Origin of the sequence: Nitrogeniibacter mangrovi (assembly GCF_010983895.1) — a bacterium.
GTDB lineage: Bacteria > Pseudomonadota > Gammaproteobacteria > Burkholderiales > Rhodocyclaceae > Nitrogeniibacter > Nitrogeniibacter mangrovi.
In genome coordinates, this window is the sequence record NZ_CP048836.1 from 1,333,319 (window position 1) to 1,351,543 (window position 18,225).

17 protein-coding genes are annotated in these 18,225 nt (G+C 67.1%); 8 read left to right on the forward strand and 9 right to left on the reverse strand.

What is annotated here, in order from left to right:
* Positions 1-28: 28 nt before the first annotated feature.
* From G3580_RS06145 to G3580_RS06165, 5 genes are all read left to right on the forward strand, one after another.
* On the forward strand, positions 29-1,162 hold the full coding sequence (locus tag G3580_RS06145) for a sensor histidine kinase (RefSeq protein ID WP_173764427.1): 1,134 nt from the start codon (positions 29-31) through the stop codon (positions 1,160-1,162).
* The gene (locus G3580_RS06150; protein WP_173764428.1) at positions 1,155-2,534 is read left to right on the forward strand and encodes a sigma-54-dependent transcriptional regulator; all 1,380 of its coding nucleotides are present in this window, start codon (positions 1,155-1,157) and stop codon (positions 2,532-2,534) included. The genes G3580_RS06145 and G3580_RS06150 overlap by 8 nt, the downstream gene beginning before the upstream one ends.
* A gap of 70 nt (positions 2,535-2,604) precedes the next feature.
* Positions 2,605-2,925: a flagellar hook-basal body complex protein FliE gene (gene fliE / locus G3580_RS06155; protein WP_173764429.1), complete on the forward strand. Its 321-nt coding sequence runs from the start codon at positions 2,605-2,607 to the stop codon at positions 2,923-2,925.
* Positions 2,926-3,163: 238 nt separating this feature from the next.
* Positions 3,164-3,466: a hypothetical protein gene (locus G3580_RS06160; protein ID WP_173764430.1), complete on the forward strand. Its 303-nt coding sequence runs from the start codon at positions 3,164-3,166 to the stop codon at positions 3,464-3,466.
* A gap of 209 nt (positions 3,467-3,675) precedes the next feature.
* A complete protein-coding gene (locus tag G3580_RS06165; RefSeq protein ID WP_173764431.1) occupies positions 3,676-4,239 on the forward strand; it encodes a YhcB family protein in 564 nt (187 codons plus the stop codon).
* 51 nt (positions 4,240-4,290) lie between these two features.
* Here G3580_RS06165 and G3580_RS06170 read toward each other — a convergent pair whose 3' ends face one another.
* Positions 4,291-5,373 (reverse strand): TRAP transporter substrate-binding protein, encoded by a 1,083-nt coding sequence (locus G3580_RS06170; protein WP_173764432.1) that lies wholly within the window; start codon positions 5,371-5,373, stop codon positions 4,291-4,293.
* A gap of 473 nt (positions 5,374-5,846) precedes the next feature.
* A complete protein-coding gene (pmbA, locus tag G3580_RS06175; RefSeq protein WP_173764433.1) occupies positions 5,847-7,187 on the reverse strand; it encodes a metalloprotease PmbA in 1,341 nt (446 codons plus the stop codon).
* A gap of 66 nt (positions 7,188-7,253) precedes the next feature.
* Here pmbA and yjgA point away from each other — a divergent pair, with 66 nt between their 5' ends.
* Together yjgA and mog are read left to right on the forward strand one after the other, a co-directional pair.
* Positions 7,254-7,790, forward strand: coding sequence for a ribosome biogenesis factor YjgA (gene yjgA, locus G3580_RS06180; RefSeq protein WP_173764434.1), 537 nt, complete (start codon positions 7,254-7,256; stop codon positions 7,788-7,790).
* A 16-nt stretch (positions 7,791-7,806) separates the two neighbouring features.
* Positions 7,807-8,397 (forward strand): molybdopterin adenylyltransferase, encoded by a 591-nt coding sequence (gene mog / locus G3580_RS06185; protein WP_173764435.1) that lies wholly within the window; start codon positions 7,807-7,809, stop codon positions 8,395-8,397.
* Between the two features lie 45 nt (positions 8,398-8,442).
* On the opposite strand, the gene G3580_RS06190 is transcribed toward mog, so the two are convergent.
* Entirely contained in the window at positions 8,443-9,159 is a 717-nt protein-coding gene (locus G3580_RS06190) for a protein-methionine-sulfoxide reductase heme-binding subunit MsrQ (protein WP_407671007.1), read from the reverse strand.
* A 4-nt stretch (positions 9,160-9,163) separates the two neighbouring features.
* Positions 9,164-10,102, reverse strand: coding sequence for a protein-methionine-sulfoxide reductase catalytic subunit MsrP (gene msrP, locus G3580_RS06195; protein WP_173764436.1), 939 nt, complete (start codon positions 10,100-10,102; stop codon positions 9,164-9,166).
* 279 nt (positions 10,103-10,381) lie between these two features.
* Between msrP and aroG the strand changes: the two genes are divergently transcribed.
* Positions 10,382-11,458, forward strand: coding sequence for a 3-deoxy-7-phosphoheptulonate synthase AroG (gene aroG / locus G3580_RS06200; RefSeq protein WP_173764437.1), 1,077 nt, complete (start codon positions 10,382-10,384; stop codon positions 11,456-11,458).
* A 120-nt stretch (positions 11,459-11,578) separates the two neighbouring features.
* Here aroG and G3580_RS06205 read toward each other — a convergent pair whose 3' ends face one another.
* From G3580_RS06205 to G3580_RS06225, 5 genes are all read right to left on the reverse strand, one after another.
* A complete protein-coding gene (locus G3580_RS06205) occupies positions 11,579-12,406 on the reverse strand; it encodes a hypothetical protein (RefSeq protein ID WP_173764438.1) in 828 nt (275 codons plus the stop codon).
* A gap of 184 nt (positions 12,407-12,590) precedes the next feature.
* Positions 12,591-13,934, reverse strand: a complete 1,344-nt coding sequence (locus G3580_RS06210) for a hypothetical protein (protein ID WP_173764439.1) — start codon at positions 13,932-13,934, stop codon at positions 12,591-12,593.
* 164 nt (positions 13,935-14,098) lie between these two features.
* Positions 14,099-15,142, reverse strand: a complete 1,044-nt coding sequence (fba, locus tag G3580_RS06215) for a class II fructose-bisphosphate aldolase (protein ID WP_173764440.1) — start codon at positions 15,140-15,142, stop codon at positions 14,099-14,101.
* Between the two features lie 25 nt (positions 15,143-15,167).
* On the reverse strand, positions 15,168-17,195 hold the full coding sequence (gene tkt, locus G3580_RS06220) for a transketolase (RefSeq protein ID WP_173764441.1): 2,028 nt from the start codon (positions 17,193-17,195) through the stop codon (positions 15,168-15,170).
* A gap of 33 nt (positions 17,196-17,228) precedes the next feature.
* A complete protein-coding gene (locus tag G3580_RS06225) occupies positions 17,229-18,107 on the reverse strand; it encodes a phosphoribulokinase (RefSeq protein ID WP_173764442.1) in 879 nt (292 codons plus the stop codon).
* Between the last annotated feature and the right edge of the window lie 118 nt (positions 18,108-18,225).

Below are 18,225 nucleotides of genomic sequence, written 5' to 3' on the forward strand. Positions count from 1 at the left end.
ATCACACCGACAGCCACCCGGACACCCCGTGACCGAAACCACGACACCGCCGCTCAATGCGGCCCAGTTGGCCGAAGCCTTCGAACAGTTCAACCGCGTCTCGGCGGAACTGACGGAGGCCTATGCCGGCCTGCAGGGGCAGGTCGCCCAGCTCAACGAGCGCCTCTCGGTGCTCATGACCGCTCTGCCGGCCGGGGTGGTCGTGCTCGACCGCGAGGGCTGCGTGGTGCAGATCAACCGGGCGGCGAGCGCCTGGCTGGGCGAGGATCTCGACGGCCAGCCGTGGGCGATGGCGAGCACCCGTTTCACGGCCACCGAGACGCCGGGCGAGATGGAGCTGGAGGCCGCGCCCGGCGCCGCGCCGCGCCGCATCGCGCTGTCGGCCACGGCGCTCGATTCGGGCGAGGGCAGCATCGTGCTCATGCACGATGTGACCGACACCCATCGCATGCAGCGCGAGGCCGAGCGCAACGCGCGCCTCGCGGCCATGGGCGAGATGGTCGCCGGCCTTGCGCATCAGCTGCGCACGCCGTTGTCCGCGGCCCTGTTGTACACCAGCTCCCTGGGCAAGCCCCAGCTCGCCGGCGAGGAGCGCACCCGCGTGGCCGGCCGCGCCGTCGAGCGCCTGCGTCATCTCGAACGCCTGATCCGCGACATGCTGCTGTTCGCGCGCGGTGACTGCCTCGGACGCGAGCCGGTGCCCGTGTGCGCGTTGGTCGAGGAGCTGGCTCACACCCTCGAGCCGATCGCACGCGAGCGCGGCATCGACTTCGAGCACGCCTGCGGGTGTGGCCAGACCCGGCTGGTCGCGGATCGCAAGGCCCTGGCCGGCGCGCTCACCAACCTGCTCGAAAACGCGCTGCAATTCACCCCCGAGTCGGGGCAGGTCCGGCTCGACGCGCAGCGCGATGGCCGCCAGGTGGTGTTCACCGTGTCCGATACCGGCAAGGGTATCGCCCCGGAGCAGCAGCAACGGCTGTTCGAGCCCTTCTTCACCACCCGTGCCGAAGGCACCGGCCTCGGCCTGGCCATCGCGCGCGGCGTCGCCCGCGCCCATGGGGGCGACATCGATCTGACCTCCCGCCCCGAGGCGGGCACCACCTTCCGCCTGAGCGTGCCCCTGGCCGCCGAGGGCGACGACAACGAGACCCCTCATGAGTGAAGCCCTGAACCTGCTGCTCGTCGAAGACGACGACGCCCTGCGTGATGCGGTCGGCCTGACCCTGGAGATGGAGGGCCATCAGGTCACCGCCGTGGATGGCGGCCCCGCCGCGCTCGAGGCGCTGGAGCACGGGGTGTTCAACCTCGTCGTCAGCGACCTCAAGATGGATCCCATGGACGGGCTGACCCTGCTGGGCGAGATCCGCGCCCGCCTGCCGCAGCTGCCGGTCATGCTGATGACCGCCTTCGGCGATGTGGAAAAGGCGGTGTCGGCCATGCAGGGCGGAGCCTGCGACTTCCTCCTCAAACCCTTCGAACCCGAAGTGCTGCTGGCCCATGTACGCCGTTATGCCACCCCGGTGGCCAGTGGCGACGGCACCATCGCCGAGGATGCGCGCACCCGCGAGCTGACCGCGCTCGCCGCGCGGGTGGCCGAGACCGACGCCACCGTGCTGCTCACCGGTGAATCGGGCACCGGCAAGGAAGTGTTCGCGCGCTACATCCATGCTCACTCGCCGCGGCGCGCCAAGCCTTTCGTGGCGATCAACTGCGCCGCGATTCCCGACAACCTGCTCGAGGCGACGCTGTTCGGTTACGAGAAAGGGGCCTTCACCGGCGCCCAGACCGCCCAGGCGGGCAAGTTCGAACAGGCCGACGGCGGCACCTTGCTGCTCGACGAGATTTCGGAGATGCCCCTGGGCCTGCAGGCCAAGCTGCTGCGGGTGCTGCAGGAGCGCGAAGTGGAGCGGGTGGGCGGCAAGAAACCCATTCACCTGGACATCCGCGTGCTGGCCACGAGCAACCGCGACATGGTCGCGGAGGTCGCCGCCGGGCGCTTCCGCGAGGATCTGTACTACCGCCTCAACGTGTTTCCGCTGGCGATCCCGGCGCTGCGCGAACGGCCGGGCGACATCATTGCCCTGGGTCGGCACTTCCTCGCGCGCCACGGCGAACGGATCGGGCGTCAGGCGTCGCTGGCAGCCGATGCGGCCGAACTGATGGTGCGCTATCCGTGGCCGGGCAACGCCCGCGAGCTGGACAACGCCATGCAGCGGGCGCTGATTCTCGCCACCGGGGGCGTCATCGGCGCCGACACGCTGCGCCTGTGTCTCGGCCATACGCCGACCATCGGCGCCAGCCCGGGCGTGGCGGCAAGCGCTGCCGCCGAAGCGGCAAATCTTGCCGCCGTCGCGCCCGCACCGCCGGCCGGCAGCGCCACCAACATGAAGGATCTGGAACGTGAGCACATCCTGTCGACGCTGCGCGCCGTGGGCGGGTCACGCAAGAAAGCCGTTGAAAAACTGGGCATTTCCGAGCGCACGCTGCGCTACAAGCTGCAGCAGTACCGTGAAGAGGGCCACAGCATCGATTGATGCGGCTTGCGATGGCACGCGCCTTGCAACCATACTGTCGACACATCACACATATCTGGACTGATCTGGCATGGATACCGGGGGAATCGACAAGGTTCTGAGCGAATTGCGCGCCACCGCCCAGGCGGCCGGCGGCAAGAGCGCGTCCGCCGCGCAGGCGACCGACGGCCCCAGCTTCGGCGATGCGCTGCAAAACGCCCTGGCCGAGGTCAGCGCGGCCCAGCAGGATGCCCAGCAGATGGCCAAGTCCTTCAGCGCCGGCGATCCGAACGTCAATCTCCAGGACGTGATGGTCAATCTGCAGAAGGCGAACCTCAGTTTTCAGCAGATGACCCAGGTGCGCAACAAACTCGTTTCCGCCTATCAGGACATCATGAACATGCAGGTGTAAGGGCGCATCGCCCCGCACCCGATCAGGCCGCCCGCGGGGCGGCTTTTTCGTGTCTGCAGGAGGCGTATCCGGTGCGGAAAAAGATTCGGTTTCAATGGCCGCCGTATGGCCACCTAGACCGGCCAGCATTGGTCGTCGGCTTGACTATACTGAGTCTTTGTCATGGTCAGCGGTGTCTTGCGATACCCCTCGTCGTGGGCGCGGCAGTCATCGCTGCGAATCTTCCCGGAGGTTGCCAATGGGACAGGAATCCATCTGGTCGGTGGTGTTGGTCGTGGCCGTGGTGTCACTCGGACTCGGCTTCTATTTCGGGCGGCTGGGTCGTGGGACGGCCCGGGTGATCGATCCGCCGGGGCCGCCGTCGGCGTCCGACAGCACGGCGTCAAGGCGTGCGGATGATGGCTTGGGCGACCAGGCGTCCCCGGCCATGCCCGAGGGCGAGCCCTTGATCGATGTGCGCCAGATCGGCGAGCCGCTGATCCCGGAAGCCGAGCGGCGGGAACGGCCCAGGGGGGCCGCTGCGATCTTGCCGACCGCCTGACGGCGCTTGCCGGCAGCCGGCAACGGTTCCGCCGGCGTCGGGGCCTGACACCGTCAGGCGCGTCCAGCCTTCATGGGCGTTGCCGCACTCAGTGATGGTGCGGCGCAGCACCGGTCTTCGTTATACTGGATTCCTTCGTTGTCGGACGACGCGGGGGCCTGACGGCCGCCTTGCGCAACGACGGTTATTGGTGATCTGGGAGGAATGAGATGACGACCGAAATCTTCTGGCCGGTGCTGATCGTGGGCGTGCTGGTGGCCCTTGCCGTCGGCTTCCTGATCGGGCGGTTCGCCGGGGGCGTGCGCAAGCGCGCCGACGGGTTGGCTGCGGAACTGGAGCAGCAGAAGGACGAGGCGGCTCGCTATCGCAAGGCAGTCGACGAACACTTCGAGGAGACGGCGACCCTGTTCGCGTCCATGGCCGGTTCCTACAAGGCCTTGTTCAACCATCTGTCCACCAGCCACAAGGCCTTGTCGGCGGATGCGGAACGGGATCTGTTCCGTGACCGTGTCGGCATCCAGCTCGCGGGTGCCGAGGTGCCGTCGCTGATGATTGCCGGTGCCGGCGCGGTCGAAACTCCGTCGTCGGCGGGATCCGACGAGGCTGCAGCGGAAGCGCCTGCCGGCGCCGAAGACCTGGGTGACCAGGCGTCTCCCGCGATGCCGGACGGGGCGCCGGTGGTCGAGGCGGCACCCATTGAGGCGCCGGCCATTCCCGAGGCGGAACGACGGGAGCACAGTCGGAGCGATGAGGAGAAATCGCAGAACGCATGAACGAAAAACCCCGCCGGACCGGCGGGGTTTTCGCATTGGCGTCTCGCCCGATCAGCGCTTGCGCGTCTGCATGTAGCGGTCGAAGTTGCCTTCCGCCACGCTGTGCCAGAGGTTCTGGTCGTCGCGGAACTTCGAATACGCCTCGTACATGTTCTTGAAGGTCGCGTTGCTGGCGCTGGTTTCCGCATAGACTTCCAGGGCGGCCTTGTAGCAGGCATCCATGACCGACTTCGGGAAGGGGCGCAGCTTGGCTCCATTGGCCACCAGGCGTTTCAGGGCGTCCGGGTTCTTGGCATCGTACTTGGCGAGCATGTCCACGTTCGCTTCGGCTGCAGCGGCTTCGACGATGGCCTTGTACTCGTCGGGCAGCGCCTTCCACTTGTCGTGGTTAATGTACAGGGAGAGGTTGGCACCCCCTTCCCACCAGCCCGGGTAGTAGTAGTACTGGGCCACTTTCTGGAAACCGAGTTTCTCGTCATCGTAGGGGCCGATCCACTCGGCCGCGTCGATGGTCCCTTTCTCCAGGGACGGATAGACGTCCCCGCCGGGAATCTGTTGCGGCACAGCGCCGAGTTTCGACAGCACCTTGCCGGCGAAGCCCCCCACGCGGACCTTCAGATCCTTCAGATCGGCGGGCGACTTGATTTCCTTGCGGAACCAGCCACCCATCTGGGCACCGGTGTTGCCCATCGGGAAGTTCATGATGTTGTAGGTGCCGAAGAACTCGCGCAACAACTTGTCGCCGCCGCCATGCATGAACCATGCGTTGAACTCTCGGGCGTTCATGCCGAAGGGCACCGCCGTGTCGAACGCGAACGTGGGGTCCTTGCCGAAGAAATAGTAGGAGGCCGTATGCCCGGCTTCCACTGTGGCGTCCTTCACTGCATCCATGACCGAGAAGGCCGGCACGATCTCGCCACCGGCGAAGACGCGGATCTGGAACTTGCCGCCCGTTGCGGCAGAGACGCGATTGGCGAAGACTTCGGCCGCACCGTAGATGGTGTCGAGACTCTTCGGGAAACTGGAGGCCAGACGCCAGTTCAGCGTCGGCATGGACTGGGCGATGGCCGGTGCGGCGACGGCGCCGGCAGCAATGCCAACACCCGTTTTTTTCAGAAAGGAACGGCGTTCCATAAGTCTCCTCGCTCTTTAGTGGATCGTAATGACGGCTATGTTTTTGTGATGAAGCGGTCCTGATTATAGGAACCGCCAATCGGCCGCAGAAATAGGGGTTTCCCACAAGCGCCAATCGGCGCAGGGCATCGGGAGGGCGCTGGCCGAGCCCGGGCGCGGGGATCGCCCTCGGAATATGGGCTGAGCTGACGGCGCATCGGTAATGACCAAGGCATTTTCGTTGGGTGTTTCGCCTTGAGTGGCGAACGCCGCCGAGAGGCAAGGTCGGCGCAGCCCCCTCGGGGGGCAGCGAGCGGATGCGAACGTGGGGGCCGTGCGCGCCGTCCGCCGGGCCGCCCCAAGGTCGGCGCAGCCCCCTCGGGGGGCAGCGAGCGGATGCGAACGTGGGGGCCGTGCGCGCCGAGCGCCGGGCCGCCCCAAGGTCGGCGCAGCCCCCTCGGGGGGCAGCGAGCGGATGCGAGCGTGGGGGCCGTTTACTCCCCGCCCACCATCATCCGGTCGATGAGGATGGAACCGGTCTGTCGGGCGCCGCGGTGGAGGACGTCGTTGCCGATGGCCTGGATGCCGAGGAACATGTCGCGCAGGTTGCCAGCGATGGTGATTTCCTGCACCGGGTAGGCGATCTGGCCGTTTTCGACCCAAAAGCCGGCGGCACCGCGGGAGTAGTCGCCGGTCACGGTGTTGACGCCGTGACCGAGCAGTTCGGTGACCACCAGGCCGCGGCCCATGCGACGCAGCAGGCCGTCGAAGTCGTCTTCACCCGGATGCAGGATCAGGTTGTGCGCACCGCCGGCATTGCCGGTGGTCTGCATGCCGAGCTTGCGGGCCGAGTAGGTGCTCAGGAAGTAGCCTTGCAGCATGCCGTCGACGATGACCTCGCGGTCGCGGGTCTGCACGCCGTCGTCGTCGAAGGGGCCGGAGCCGAAGCCTTTCTTCAGGTAGGCGCGTTCGGACAGGTTGACGATGGGCGAGAACACCTGTTGGCCGAGGCTGTCGAGCAGGAAGCTGGATTTGCGGTACAGCGCGCCGCCACTGACGGCGCCGACGAAACTGCCGATGAGGCCGGCGGCGACCGGGGCTTCGAAGAGTACCGGCACTTCGGCGGTGCCCACCTGACGGGCGCCCAGGCGCGCCACCGCCCGTTCGGCGGCCTTGCGGCCGATGGCCTCGGCCGCCATCAGTTTGGTCGCGTCACGCTTGCTGTCGTACCAGAACTCGCGCTGCATGGCATCGCCCTCGCCGGCGATCACCGAGCACGAGGTGGAGTGACGCGAGGTCGCATAGCCGCCCATGAAGCCGAGGCTGTTGGCGGAGACGAACTGGGATTCCTGGATCGACACGCCGGCCCCTTCGGAGTTGGTGATCAGGTCCGAGGTGTCGTAGGCCGCGGCCTCGCAGGCCTGGGCCAGTTCGATGGCCGACTCGACCGGCAGCTGCCAGGGGTGGTGCAGGTCCAGATCCGGAAACTCGGTGGCCATCAACGCTGGATCGGCGAGCCCGGCGCAGTCGTCCGCGGCGGTGAAGCGCGCGATCGACAGGGCGGCTTCGACGGTCTTCTCCAGCGCCTCGGGGGCAAAGTCCGAGGTGCTGGCGTAGCCGCGCTGCTGGCCCAGGTAGACAGTGACCCCGACCCCCTTGTCGCGGTTGTACTCGATGGTATCCACTTCGCCCTTGCGCACGCTCACGGAGGCGCCGAAGCCTTCGGAGACGTCGGTCTCGCAGGCGCTGGCGCCCTTGGCCTTGGCATGCCTGAGAATATCGGCGGCGATCTGGCGCAGGTGCGCCTGCGTGTAGCTGAATCCTGGCTGGGACATGAAATCTCTTGGGCTGGGGCGGTAAAGCTATAATCTTAACCCTTTCGCACCACGGCCCGAGGGCAAATGAATCCGCATTCACCGGACGACCACGACGACGAGGAGTTCGACGCCTACGACGGGCCGAGCAAGTCCCAGCGCAAGCGGGAGAGCCACGCCCTGCAGGATCTGGGCGCGGAGCTTGTCAGACTCAACGCCGACCAGCTCGCCCGCATTCCGATGCCGGACGATCTGCTCGACGCGATCCGCGATCACCAGCGCTTCCGGAAGAACGAAGCGAAGCGCCGCCAGCTGCAATACATCGGCAAGCTCATGCGCAGCATCGATCCGGAACCGATCCAGGCCGCGCTCGATGCGCTCAAGGGGGTGTCGGCGGAGGAGGTGGCGCGCCAGCACCGGCTCGAGCGACTGCGCGAGCGCCTGCTGGAGGACGAGGGTGTGCTGTTCGAGGTGGCGGAGTCCCATCCGGGCGCCGATCTGCAGCGATTGCGGGTGCTCCGGCGCAATGCACTCAAGGAACGGGAGGCGGGCAAGCCGCCCAGAGCCTATCGGGACATCTTCCGCGTGCTGCGCGATATCGACGAAGCCGGCAGCGGCGACTGAAACAAGGGGAGGAAACATGAGTGGCGATCTGATTCGCATCGGCCTGGTATCCATCAGCGACCGGGCCTCGAGTGGCGGTTACGAAGACGAGGGCATTCCGGCGCTCAAGAACTGGTTCGGCGGTGCGCTCACCTCGCCGTGGGAGGCCGTGGAACGGCTGATCCCCGACGAGCAGCCGATCATCGAGCAGACCCTGATCGAGTTGTGCGACACGGCCGGCTGCGATCTGGTACTCACCACCGGCGGGACCGGACCGGCGCCGCGAGACGTGACCCCCGAGGCCACCGTGGCGGTGGCCGACAAGGTGATGCCGGGCTTTGGCGAGCAGATGCGCCAGATCAGTCTCAATTTCGTGCCCACCGCGATCCTCTCGCGTCAGGTGGCGGTCATCCGCGGCAAGACCCTCATCATCAATCTGCCCGGTCAGCCCAAGGCCATCCGCGAGACGCTCGAAGGTGCGCGCGACAAGGCCGGTGCGCTCATCGCCGAGGGCATCTTCGCGGCCGTGCCCTACTGTATCGATCTGATCGGCGGGCCCTACGTGGAAACCAACGAGGCAGTCACGCGGGCCTGGCGCCCCAAGCACGCCATCCGCAAGCCGGCCTGACGGGCTGCGGCGCAGTGAAAAAGGCGTGCCGCGGCACGCCTTTTCTTATTTCGGATGGATCGGGATGATTCGACCGTCGATCTTCGGTCCGCCCGGGGCGCGCGTCGCGTAGGCGCCGCCCAACTGGCGCTTGCGCTCCTCGTTGCGCCAGTGGGCGCGTACGCCCAGCAGGCCGGCGAGGATGAGCCCATAGAGGATCGGCTCGGTCAGATCCGCCTTCACCAGCCACCAGTAGTGCACCACGCCGAGGATGGCGATGGCGTACACCGACCGGTGCAGGGCTTGCCAGCGTTTGCCGCCCAGGCGTTTGATCATCCGGTTGGTGCTCGTGACCGCCAGCGGGATCAGCAGCACGAAGGCGGCGAAACCGACGGTAATGTACGGGCGCTTGAGCACGTCGAGCACGATCGCCCAGCCGTCGAAGAACTGGTCCAGCACCACATAGGTGAGGAAGTGCAGGGTGGCGTAGAAAAAGGCGTACAGGCCCAGCATGCGCCGCAGCCGGATCAGCCAGTGCCAGCCGGTCAGGCGCCGCAGGGGCGTCACCGCGAGCGTGATGAGCAGGAAGCGCAGGGTCCAGTCGCCGGTGGCGTGGGTGATGGTCTCGATCGGGTTGGCGCCCAGATCGTCATGGAAGAAGCGCGCCACCAGCAGGCTCAGCGGCACCAGGCAGACGATGAACAGCACCGACTTGACGATGCGGATGTGCGTAGGCGACAGCATGCGCAGGCCGCCGTGACGGGGTTGGGTTGCGGTGTTCATGGGCTCAGAAGTTGGCGCGCAGGTCCATGCCAGCATACAGCGAGGCGACCTGGTCGGCATAGCCGTTGAAGGGCAAGGTCGGGCGCTTGAAGAAATCGCCGATGCGGCGCTCCTTGGCCTGGCTCCAGCGCGGGTGATCGACCTTCGGGTTCACGTTGGAGTAGAAGCCGTATTCGTTCGGTGCCGCATCGTTCCATGCGGTGTGGGGCTGCTTGTCGGTGAGGCGGATGCGCACGATCGACTTGGCGCTCTTGAAGCCGTACTTCCACGGCACCACCAGACGCAGCGGCGCGCCGTTCTGGTTCGGCAGCTCGTCGCCATACAGGCCCACCGCCATCAGAGTCAGCGGATGCATGGCCTCGTCCAGGCGCAGCCCCTCGGTGTAGGGCCAGTGCAGGATCGGCAGGCGGGTCATGATCTTCGGGTCGTAGAGGGAGGTGAATTCCACGTACTTCGCGCTGCCCAGCGGATCGACCTGCTTGAGCAGGGCCGAGAGCGGAAAACCCACCCAGGGGATGACCATGGACCACGCCTCCACGCAACGCAGCCGGTAGATGCGCTCCTCGAGCGGGGCCAGCTTGATGATCTCGTCGATGTCGAAGGTGCGCGGCTTGCCCACCAGCCCGTCCACCGTCACCGTCCACGGCCGGGTCTTCATCACGCCGGCGTTTTCCGCCGGGTCGGACTTGTCGGTGCCGAACTCGTAGAAGTTGTTGTAGCTGGTCGCGTCCTTGCGGGGCGTGAGCGCCTCCATGGTGCTCAGCGGGCTCTTGAGGAACGGGCCGGGCAGTTGTGACTCGGCCGCGAGCAACCGCCCCGGGCGGGCCAGGGTGAGGCCGGCCGCGCCCAGGCCGGCGAGCTTCAGAAACTCGCGGCGGCGCGCGTACAGCTCGGGGGCGGTGATCTCGGAAGGGCGGATATCGTCGGGGCGTTTGATGAGCATGTCGGTTCTCGTTCGGGTGGCTTCCCCCATTGGACCGATCGGGCCCGCGCTTTCTTACACACGGGGGCCGATCATGTTCGCAATCGGGGTTGCAGGGTTGACCGGTCGCGCCGGGCATCGTTCGGCCGTGGGAGGTCGCCGTCCCACGGGGGGTGAGGATCGCACGGACGACCCGGTTGCCCGTCATCGGGTTTCGCAATCGGCGCGACAGCGACAATCAATGGGGGATTGGGCTACACTTGAGCGCTTGTTTTTACACCAGTTTTTTCAGGAAGCCCGATGCCCGAGTCCCTCAAACCCATCGACGACGTCCGTATCAAGGAGATCAAGGAACTGGCCCCGCCGGCCCATGTCCTGCGCGAATTTCCGGCCACCGAGACGGCCGCCGCCACGGCGTGGGAAACCCGTCGGAACCTGCACCGGATCCTGCACGGCATGGACGACCGGCTGCTCGTCATCATCGGCCCGTGCTCCATCCACGACTACGACGCCGCGATGGAATACGCCCGCCTGCTCAAGGACGAGGCCGACCGGCTCAAGGACGACCTGGTCATCGTCATGCGCGTCTACTTCGAAAAGCCGCGCACCACGGTGGGCTGGAAGGGGCTCATCAACGATCCCTACCTGGACGGCAGCTTCAAGATCAACGAAGGCCTGCGCCTGGCGCGCAAGCTGCTGTGGGAAATCAACGAACTCGGCCTGCCCGCCGGCACCGAGTTCCTCGACATGATCACCCCGCAGTACGTGGCCGACCTCATCAGCTGGGGCGCCATCGGCGCGCGCACCACGGAAAGCCAGGTGCACCGCGAGCTGGCGTCCGGCCTGTCCTGCCCGGTGGGTTTCAAGAACGGCACCGACGGCAACATCAAGATCGCCGTGGACGCCATCAAGGCCGCCCAATCGCCGCACCACTTCCTCTCGGTGACCAAGGCCGGGCACTCGGCCATCGTGTCCACCAGCGGCAACGAGGACTGCCACGTGATCCTGCGTGGCGGCAAGAGCACCAACTTCGACGCCGAGAGCGTGGACGCCGCCTGCAAGGAGCTGGCTGCCAGTTCGGTGCCGGCACGGGTGATGATCGACTTCTCCCATGCCAACAGCCGCAAGCAGCACCGGCTGCAGATCGAGGTGGCCAACGACGTGGCCGGCCAGATGAGCGCCGGTGACGATCGCATCATCGGCGTGATGATCGAGTCCCACCTCAAGGAAGGCCGCCAGGACCTCAAGCCCGGCTGCGAGCTCGAATACGGCAAGAGCATCACCGACGCCTGCATCGGCTGGGACGACAGCGTGCAGGTGCTCGAGACCCTGGCCGAGGCGGTGCGCAACCGCCGGGTGCAGAAAGCCAGCGCCTGAGCCGCGAGCTTGTGACCCGTCCTGACTAGGTGTCAACGCTATTTAGGACAGGTCACGGACGCTCTGATACGGGTTCGATCGGGCGTCGCTGAAAACGTCGCCCGCCCGGATGGCCCCTGGCTAGGGTGAGTCATTGCTCGCCTGGCCATCGTCGTGAGCGGCATGCCCGCTCAGGCCTGCGGTGATTGCCGGGACAGGCCCTGCATCGACACCACGTTCACGGAGCTGACGAACAATCGACGCCGCGATGGCACCAATACCTCTTCTGAAACCTTCGATCAGATCGGTTTGGTGTTCCACCGCTTCGCCAAAAGATCCATAGGCATACTTTGGATCCGCGGGGATTTCCTCGTCATTGTGTTCGTCGGCGTCGACACCGTACTCAATCGACTGCGAGAAGACTTCCGACTGATCGATTCGACCGAGCAGCTCGACATCCACGTTCAAACGCGGCATGAACTTGGTGGACGTCACGCCCGAGTAGATCCCCATTTCATCCAGTTCCACGACAAGAAAGGCGTCCGCATCCGTTTGGATGGCATCAAAGAGAATGTCGGATGGATCCTCAAGATCACGGGGCACCGTGCGGAGATATTCGATTGAATAGCCCTTGTCCCGCAGTTCTGCGAGCAGTGCGTTTGTCAGCTCGTCTCCGGGCAGAAACGCCTGGTTCCGGAAAACCTGTTCGAGGAATTGGCCGCGGTTGGCGTTGATGTGCCGCTGTGCTATCCAGCCAACGGCACCGAGCAAGGGAAGTGGGCCGCCCCGATTCTCCGCGGTGAGTTCGACAGGATTCAGTACGCGAATCAACGCAATCTTGTGGATGGCGGCGGGGGAGAGGGGCTGTTCTTCCTCTGCGACGTCCTTGCTGGGATTCGACGTGCACGCAGCCATGACGATCGAGCACATGGCGATGGCACCGAGGCGCCTGAGAAATGGAATATGCATGATGTCGTACGTGGTGAATGTTTCACGGGTCGGGTTCGTCTTCGTTGCAGACTAGAACATAAAGCGGCGTTCTTGGATATGCAGTAATCCCACCCGTTGCAGTCGATGGAAGGGTTGCGCACTCCGCGCGCGTGATCTGGAACGCACGGGGTTGAGGTAGAACGCATCGGGTGTTGTGGCCGGATCAACGCGCTGTGGCGGACCGGTCCGGTCGTAGCACCTTCCGGTGAGTGCGTTCCCCGCCAGTCGCGATGTTCGCCAGCCGCGCCGGCGTTGCCACGCCCCTGCGCACGATCATGCGGTCGCCGTGCACGGCGACCCGCAGTTCCGGGTCGTCGCTGCGCAACGTGACCGCCCGTCCGGCCTGCCAGTCGGCCACGGAGCCGGTCTCGAAGCGCAGCTGGCCGCGCTGGAGGCGGTTCAGGGAATCGAGCAGCGCCACGAACCGGATCCGGCCGTCGCCGGTCGGGGTCAGTCTGACGCCGTCCCAGGCCAGGTCACCCCGTCCCGTCACCACCCGACCGGCCACGGTGTGCGTGCCGTGCATCAGGCGCTCTTCCATGAGCGTGCGTGCCGAGTGCAGGCGGAACAGGCCGGGTGCGATGCGGACGAATTCCATGCGGCTGTCGAGCTGCTGGATCTGCCGACTCAGTCCGTCGTCCGGCAGCAGGCCGAGCTGATCGAGGCGCTGGTACCCGTCGGCGGCATCCTTGGCCTTGCCGAACAGTTCCAGCGCCGGATCGTCCCGGGCGCTCAGGTCGATCAGCGGGGTGCCATCCGCGAGGACCCCCGGGGACTCGCGCAGCGCCGGCTTGGCCGCTTCGACGGCCTCGGGCACCGCGCCCTTGAAGGTCTTGACTGCGGCGGGGCCGGCGTTGTCGGCGAACTTGGCCAGCGGGATCAGGATCACGAACGCGAGAACGATGAATCCCTTGGCGATCTTTCCGGCCCGTGGCATGGCCGCCGCTGGCGGCCCACGCCTGAGCCACACACCGAGCAGTACGAGCGGCGCCGCGAGGATGAGCAGCCCGGCCATGACCGCCACCGGATCAGCCGGCAGGCGCGCGTCGTCGAGGCAGGCGCGGGTGCCGAGCCGGTTCGTCGGATCGACCCGGGCGAGCGCACGTCGCGCCTGCCGGTGGCATTCGGTGGACTGTCGTCCGGTGACGGCGATGCGGATGCCGTCGTCGACCCGGTCCGGCGGCTCGAGGCGCTCGGCGAGCCGGTCGGCCGGCAACCGGAGCAGGGCGCGCGGGTAGGCATCGTCCGCCAGCGGGCGTGCGGCGGAAAACAGGGGGATGAGGTAATGCCCGTCGATCGCCCGGATGCGCCAGCGGCCGTCGGGCGCAAGCTGCGCGTGGGCCAACGACAGGTAGAGATCGTCGTCGAGCGCGGCGGGCGGGGCCGTCGGCCAGTCGGCCAGTTCGGCGTAGACGGCGCGGCGGGTGTCGAGCAGGGCCGACACCGACACCAGGGCAAACAGCACCGCCGTGAGGATCAGGAGGGCGAGGCCGATGAATCGTCGCATGCCGGTCTCCGTGCGTGCTTCGTTTCAAGGACAGGAGCATAGCGGCTCGGGGCGGTTTTGCCGAGGGCAAAAAAAGCCCGCCACGAGGGCGGGTCGGAAACAACGGCCTGGGCGCCGGGATCGGGACGAGTCTTGCGCTGTGGCCGGGTCAATGCTCCAAATCGTTACTTGCCCGCGTACTGGCGGGCGAGGGCCTCGAGCGGCAGCGGGCGGATGCGGCTGGCGTGGCCGGCCGAGCCGAAGGCCTCGAAGCGGGCCTGGCAGATGTCGCGGGCGGCGTCGCGGGCGGCCTTGAAGAACTTGCGCGGATCGAATTCGGCCTTCTTTTCCACCGCGAGGCGGCGCATGGCGCCGGTCATGGCCAGGCGCAGGTCGGTGTCGATGTTGACCTTGCGCACGCCGCTCTTGATGCCTTCGACGATGGCTTCGACCGGCACGCCGTAGGTTTCGCCGATCTCGCCGCCGAACTCGCGGATGATGGCGAGCCACTCCTGCGGCACGCTGGAGGAGCCGTGCATCACCAGGTGGGTGTCGGGGATCCGCGCATGGATGGCGCGGATGCGGTCGATGGCGAGGATGTCGCCGGTGGGCGGGCGGGTGAACTTGTAGGCGCCGTGGCTGGTGCCGATGGCCACCGCGAGGGCGTCGACACCGGTGGCGGCGACGAAGTCGGCGGCTTCGGACGGATCGGTGAGCAGCTGGTCGTGGGCCAGCGTGCCTTCGGCGCCGACACCGTCTTCCTCGCCGGCCTGGCCGGTTTCCAGCGAGCCGAGGCAGCCCAGCTCGCCCTCCACGCTCACGCCCACGGCATGGGCCATCTCGACCACCTTGCGGGTGACCTCGACGTTGTAGTCGTAGCTGGCGGGCGTTTTCATGTCCTCGCGCAGGGAGCCGTCCATCATCACGCTGGTGAAGCCCGAGCGGATGGACTGCTGGCAGATGGCCGGGCTGGCGCCGTGGTCCTGGTGCATGCACACGGGAATCTGCGGGTGCTGCTCGACTGCCGCCTCCACCATCTTGCGCAGATAGGGCTCGCCGGCGTAGCCGCGGGCGCCGGCACTGGCCTGGAGGATCACCGGGCTGTCGGTCGCCTCGGCGGCGGCCATGATGGCCTGGATCTGTTCCATGTTGTTGATGTTGAAGGCCGGCACGCCGTAGCCGTGCTCGGCGGCGTGGTCCAGCAGTTGGCGTAGTGCAATCATGGCCATGGGGGATTCTCCTGGGATGGGGTGTTCACGGTTCGATCAGCGCGCGTGCGGCGCCGGTCACGGCCTCGGCGGTGAAGCCGAAGCGCTGCATGAGGGCGCCGGCGGGGGCTGAGGCGCCGAAGTGGTCGATGCCGACCACGGCGCTGCGCGGTGCGCCGGCCAGATACTTCCACCACAGATCGGGCTGGGCGGCTTCCACGGCCAGGCGGGGGATGTCGCCGGGCAGCACGCTGCGCTTCCACGCGTCGTCCTGGCGATCGAAGACATTGGTGCAGGGCATGGACACCACGCGCACGCCGATGCCGTCGGCGGTCAGGGCGTCGCGGGCGGCCATGGCCAGCGCCACTTCGGAGCCGGTGGCGAGGATGATCAATTGCGGATCGTGGGCGTCGGCGAGCACATAGCCGCCCCGTTCGATGGCCGCGAGCTGGGCTTCGCTGCGCGCCTGGTGGGGCAGGGCCTGGCGTGACAGGGCCAGCAGCGCGGGGCCGTCCCGGCGGGTGATGCCGGCGTTCCAGGCGGCCTGGGTCTCCACCGCGTCGCAGGGGCGCCACACGTCCAGGTTGGGGATCAGGCGCAGGCTGGGCACATGCTCGACCGGCTGGTGGGTGGGGCCGTCCTCGCCCAGGCCGATGGAGTCGTGGGTCATCACGTAAACCACCCGCTGGCGCATCAGCGCACTCATGCGGATGGCGTTGCGGGCGTAGTCGGAGAACACCAGGAAGGTGGCGCCGAAGGGCAGATAGCCGCCATGCAGGCTGATGCCATTGAGTGCTGCCGCCATGCCGAATTCGCGCACCCCCCAGTTGATGTGGCGGCCGAACTGGTCGGCGCGCACGGCGCCGCATTCAGGCCAGTCGGTGAGGTTGGAATGGGTCAGGTCGGCGGAGCCGCCGAGCAGTTCGGGCAGGGCGCGGGCGAGGCGCTCGATGGCCGTCTGGCTGGCTTTGCGGGTGGCGACGGTGGCCGCTTCGTTGTCGGCACGGCGCACCAGGGCCGGCGCCAGGGCGCGCCAGCTGGAGGGGAGATCGCCACGGACCCGACGGGAGAACTCGGCGGCCAGTTCCGGGTGGGCGGCGCGGTAGGCCTCGAAGCGGGCCTGCCACTCGATGCGGGCCGCTTCGCCGCGGTCGCGGGCGTCGAAGCTCGCGCGGATCTCGTCCGGCACCTCGAAGGGGGCATGGGGCCAGTCGAGCGCGGTGCGCGTGGCGGCGATCTCGTCCGCCCCCAGCGGCGCCCCATGCACGCCAGCGCTGCCGGCCTTGGCGGGGCTGCCCTTGCCGATGGTGGTGAGGCAGCAGATCAGCGTCGGGCCGATGTCGTTGTCCATGTTGGCCTGCGCCTCGCGGATGGCGCGGTCCACGTCCTCCACGTCATGGCCGTCGACGCCTTCGATCACGTTCCAGCCGTAGGCACGGAAGCGGGCCGGGGTGTCGTCGGTGAACCAGCCGGCGACGTTGCCGTCGATGGAGATGCGGTTGTCGTCCCAGAAGCACACCAGTTTGGACAGGCGCTGCACGCCGGCCAGGCTGGCGGCCTCGTGGCTGATGCCTTCCATGAGGCAGCCGTCGCCCATGAACACCCAGGTGCGGTGGTCGACGACGGTGTGGCCGGGGCGGTTGAATTCCGCGGCCAGCAGCTTCTCGGCCATGGCCATGCCGACGGCGTTGGCCAGGCCCTGGCCGAGCGGGCCGGTGGTGGTCTCCACGCCTGGCGTGTGCCCCACCTCCGGGTGGCCGGCGGTGCGGCTGTCGAGCTGACGGAACTGCTTGATATCGTCCAGCGTGAGGTCGTAGCCGCTCAGGTGCAGCAGTCCGTAGAGCAGCATGGAGCCGTGCCCGTTGGAGAGCACGAAGCGGTCGCGGTCGGCCCACTCCGGGGTGGCCGGATCGTGCTTGAGGTGGCGCGTCCAGAGCGCAACGGCGATCTCGGCCATGCCCATCGGCATGCCGGGATGGCCGGACTGGGCGGCCTCGACCGCATCGATCGCCAGGAAGCGCAGGGCGTTGGCGCGCAGGGTGTCGATGGCGGCGGTGGAAAGGCGGGTGTTCATGAGCGATCTCCGTGACGTTCGTGGGAATGCGGGTCAGAGCAACTTGCGGCGCTCTTCCATCAGGCGCCAGACGAACGGCGTGAAGATGAGCTGCATGGCCAGCTCCATCTTTCCGCCCGGCACCACGATGGTGTTGGCCCGGCTCATGAAGCTGTCGTGCACCATGCTGAGCAGGTACTGGAAGTCGATGCCCTTCGGGTTGGCGAAGCGGATCACCACCATCGACTCGTCCGCGGTGGGGATGGTGCGGGTGATGAAGGGGTTGGAGGTGTCCACCATGGGCACGCGCTGGAAGTTCACATGGGTGCGCGCGAACTGGGGCACGATGTAGTGCACATAGTCGTGCATGCGTCGCAGGATGGTGTCGGTGACCGCCTCCGTGGAGTAGCCGCGCATGCTCTTGTCGCGATGCAGCTTCTGGATCCATTCGAGGTTCACCACCGGCACCACGCCGATGAGCAGGTCCGGGTGCTGGGCGACGTTGATGTCGCCATCGACCACGGCGCCGTGCAGGCCCTCGTAGAACAGCAGGTCGGTGCCGGTGGGCAGGTCCTCCCACGGCGTGAAGGTGCCGGGTTCCTGGCCGTAGGGGGCGGCTTCGTCATGGTCGTGCAGGTACTTGCGGCGCTTGCCGCGGCCGCTTTCGCCATAACTGCGGAACAGGGTCTCGAGCTCGCCGAACAGGTTGGCCTCGGGGCCGAAGTGGGAGAGCTTGCATTCGCCGTCGGCGGTCTCGCAGGCAGCCATGCGCTCGCGCATCTCCATGCGGTTGTAGGCATGGAAGCTGTCGCCCTCGATGACGGCGGCGGTGACCCCCTCGCGGCGGAAGATCTGCTCGAAGGTGCGTTGCACCGTGCTGGTGCCGGCGCCGGACGAGCCGGTGATGGCGATGATGGGATGGCGTTCGGACATGATCGTGCCCTCGTGGCGATGGATGGATCTTGGGTGCGTGGTCGTCCGTAGCCCGGCGGGAGGCCGCAGGCCGGTATCCGGGAACACTTGCCCGTAGGGGGCGTTGGTCCCGGATTCC

What these genes read in the sequence shown, in the direction of transcription:
- msrP (WP_173764436.1), bottom strand. Translation starts at nt 10,102, where the DNA reads ATGCTCATCAAACGCCCCGACGATATCCGCCCTTCCGAGATCACCGCC.
- G3580_RS06225 (WP_173764442.1), bottom strand. Translation starts at nt 18,107, where the DNA reads ATGTCCGAACGCCATCCCATCATCGCCATCACCGGCTCGTCCGGCGCC.
- G3580_RS06205 (WP_173764438.1), bottom strand. Translation starts at nt 12,406, where the DNA reads ATGCATATTCCATTTCTCAGGCGCCTCGGTGCCATCGCCATGTGCTCG.
- G3580_RS06150 (WP_173764428.1), top strand. Translation starts at nt 1,155, where the DNA reads ATGAGTGAAGCCCTGAACCTGCTGCTCGTCGAAGACGACGACGCCCTG.
- G3580_RS06210 (WP_173764439.1), bottom strand. Translation starts at nt 13,934, where the DNA reads ATGCGACGATTCATCGGCCTCGCCCTCCTGATCCTCACGGCGGTGCTG.
- pmbA (WP_173764433.1), bottom strand. Translation starts at nt 7,187, where the DNA reads ATGTCCCAGCCAGGATTCAGCTACACGCAGGCGCACCTGCGCCAGATC.
- yjgA (WP_173764434.1), top strand. Translation starts at nt 7,254, where the DNA reads ATGAATCCGCATTCACCGGACGACCACGACGACGAGGAGTTCGACGCC.
- G3580_RS06160 (WP_173764430.1), top strand. Translation starts at nt 3,164, where the DNA reads ATGGGACAGGAATCCATCTGGTCGGTGGTGTTGGTCGTGGCCGTGGTG.
- tkt (WP_173764441.1), bottom strand. Translation starts at nt 17,195, where the DNA reads ATGAACACCCGCCTTTCCACCGCCGCCATCGACACCCTGCGCGCCAAC.
- G3580_RS06165 (WP_173764431.1), top strand. Translation starts at nt 3,676, where the DNA reads ATGACGACCGAAATCTTCTGGCCGGTGCTGATCGTGGGCGTGCTGGTG.
- fliE (WP_173764429.1), top strand. Translation starts at nt 2,605, where the DNA reads ATGGATACCGGGGGAATCGACAAGGTTCTGAGCGAATTGCGCGCCACC.
- aroG (WP_173764437.1), top strand. Translation starts at nt 10,382, where the DNA reads ATGCCCGAGTCCCTCAAACCCATCGACGACGTCCGTATCAAGGAGATC.
- fba (WP_173764440.1), bottom strand. Translation starts at nt 15,142, where the DNA reads ATGGCCATGATTGCACTACGCCAACTGCTGGACCACGCCGCCGAGCAC.
- G3580_RS06190 (WP_407671007.1), bottom strand. Translation starts at nt 9,159, where the DNA reads ATGAACACCGCAACCCAACCCCGTCACGGCGGCCTGCGCATGCTGTCG.
- G3580_RS06170 (WP_173764432.1), bottom strand. Translation starts at nt 5,373, where the DNA reads ATGGAACGCCGTTCCTTTCTGAAAAAAACGGGTGTTGGCATTGCTGCC.
- mog (WP_173764435.1), top strand. Translation starts at nt 7,807, where the DNA reads ATGAGTGGCGATCTGATTCGCATCGGCCTGGTATCCATCAGCGACCGG.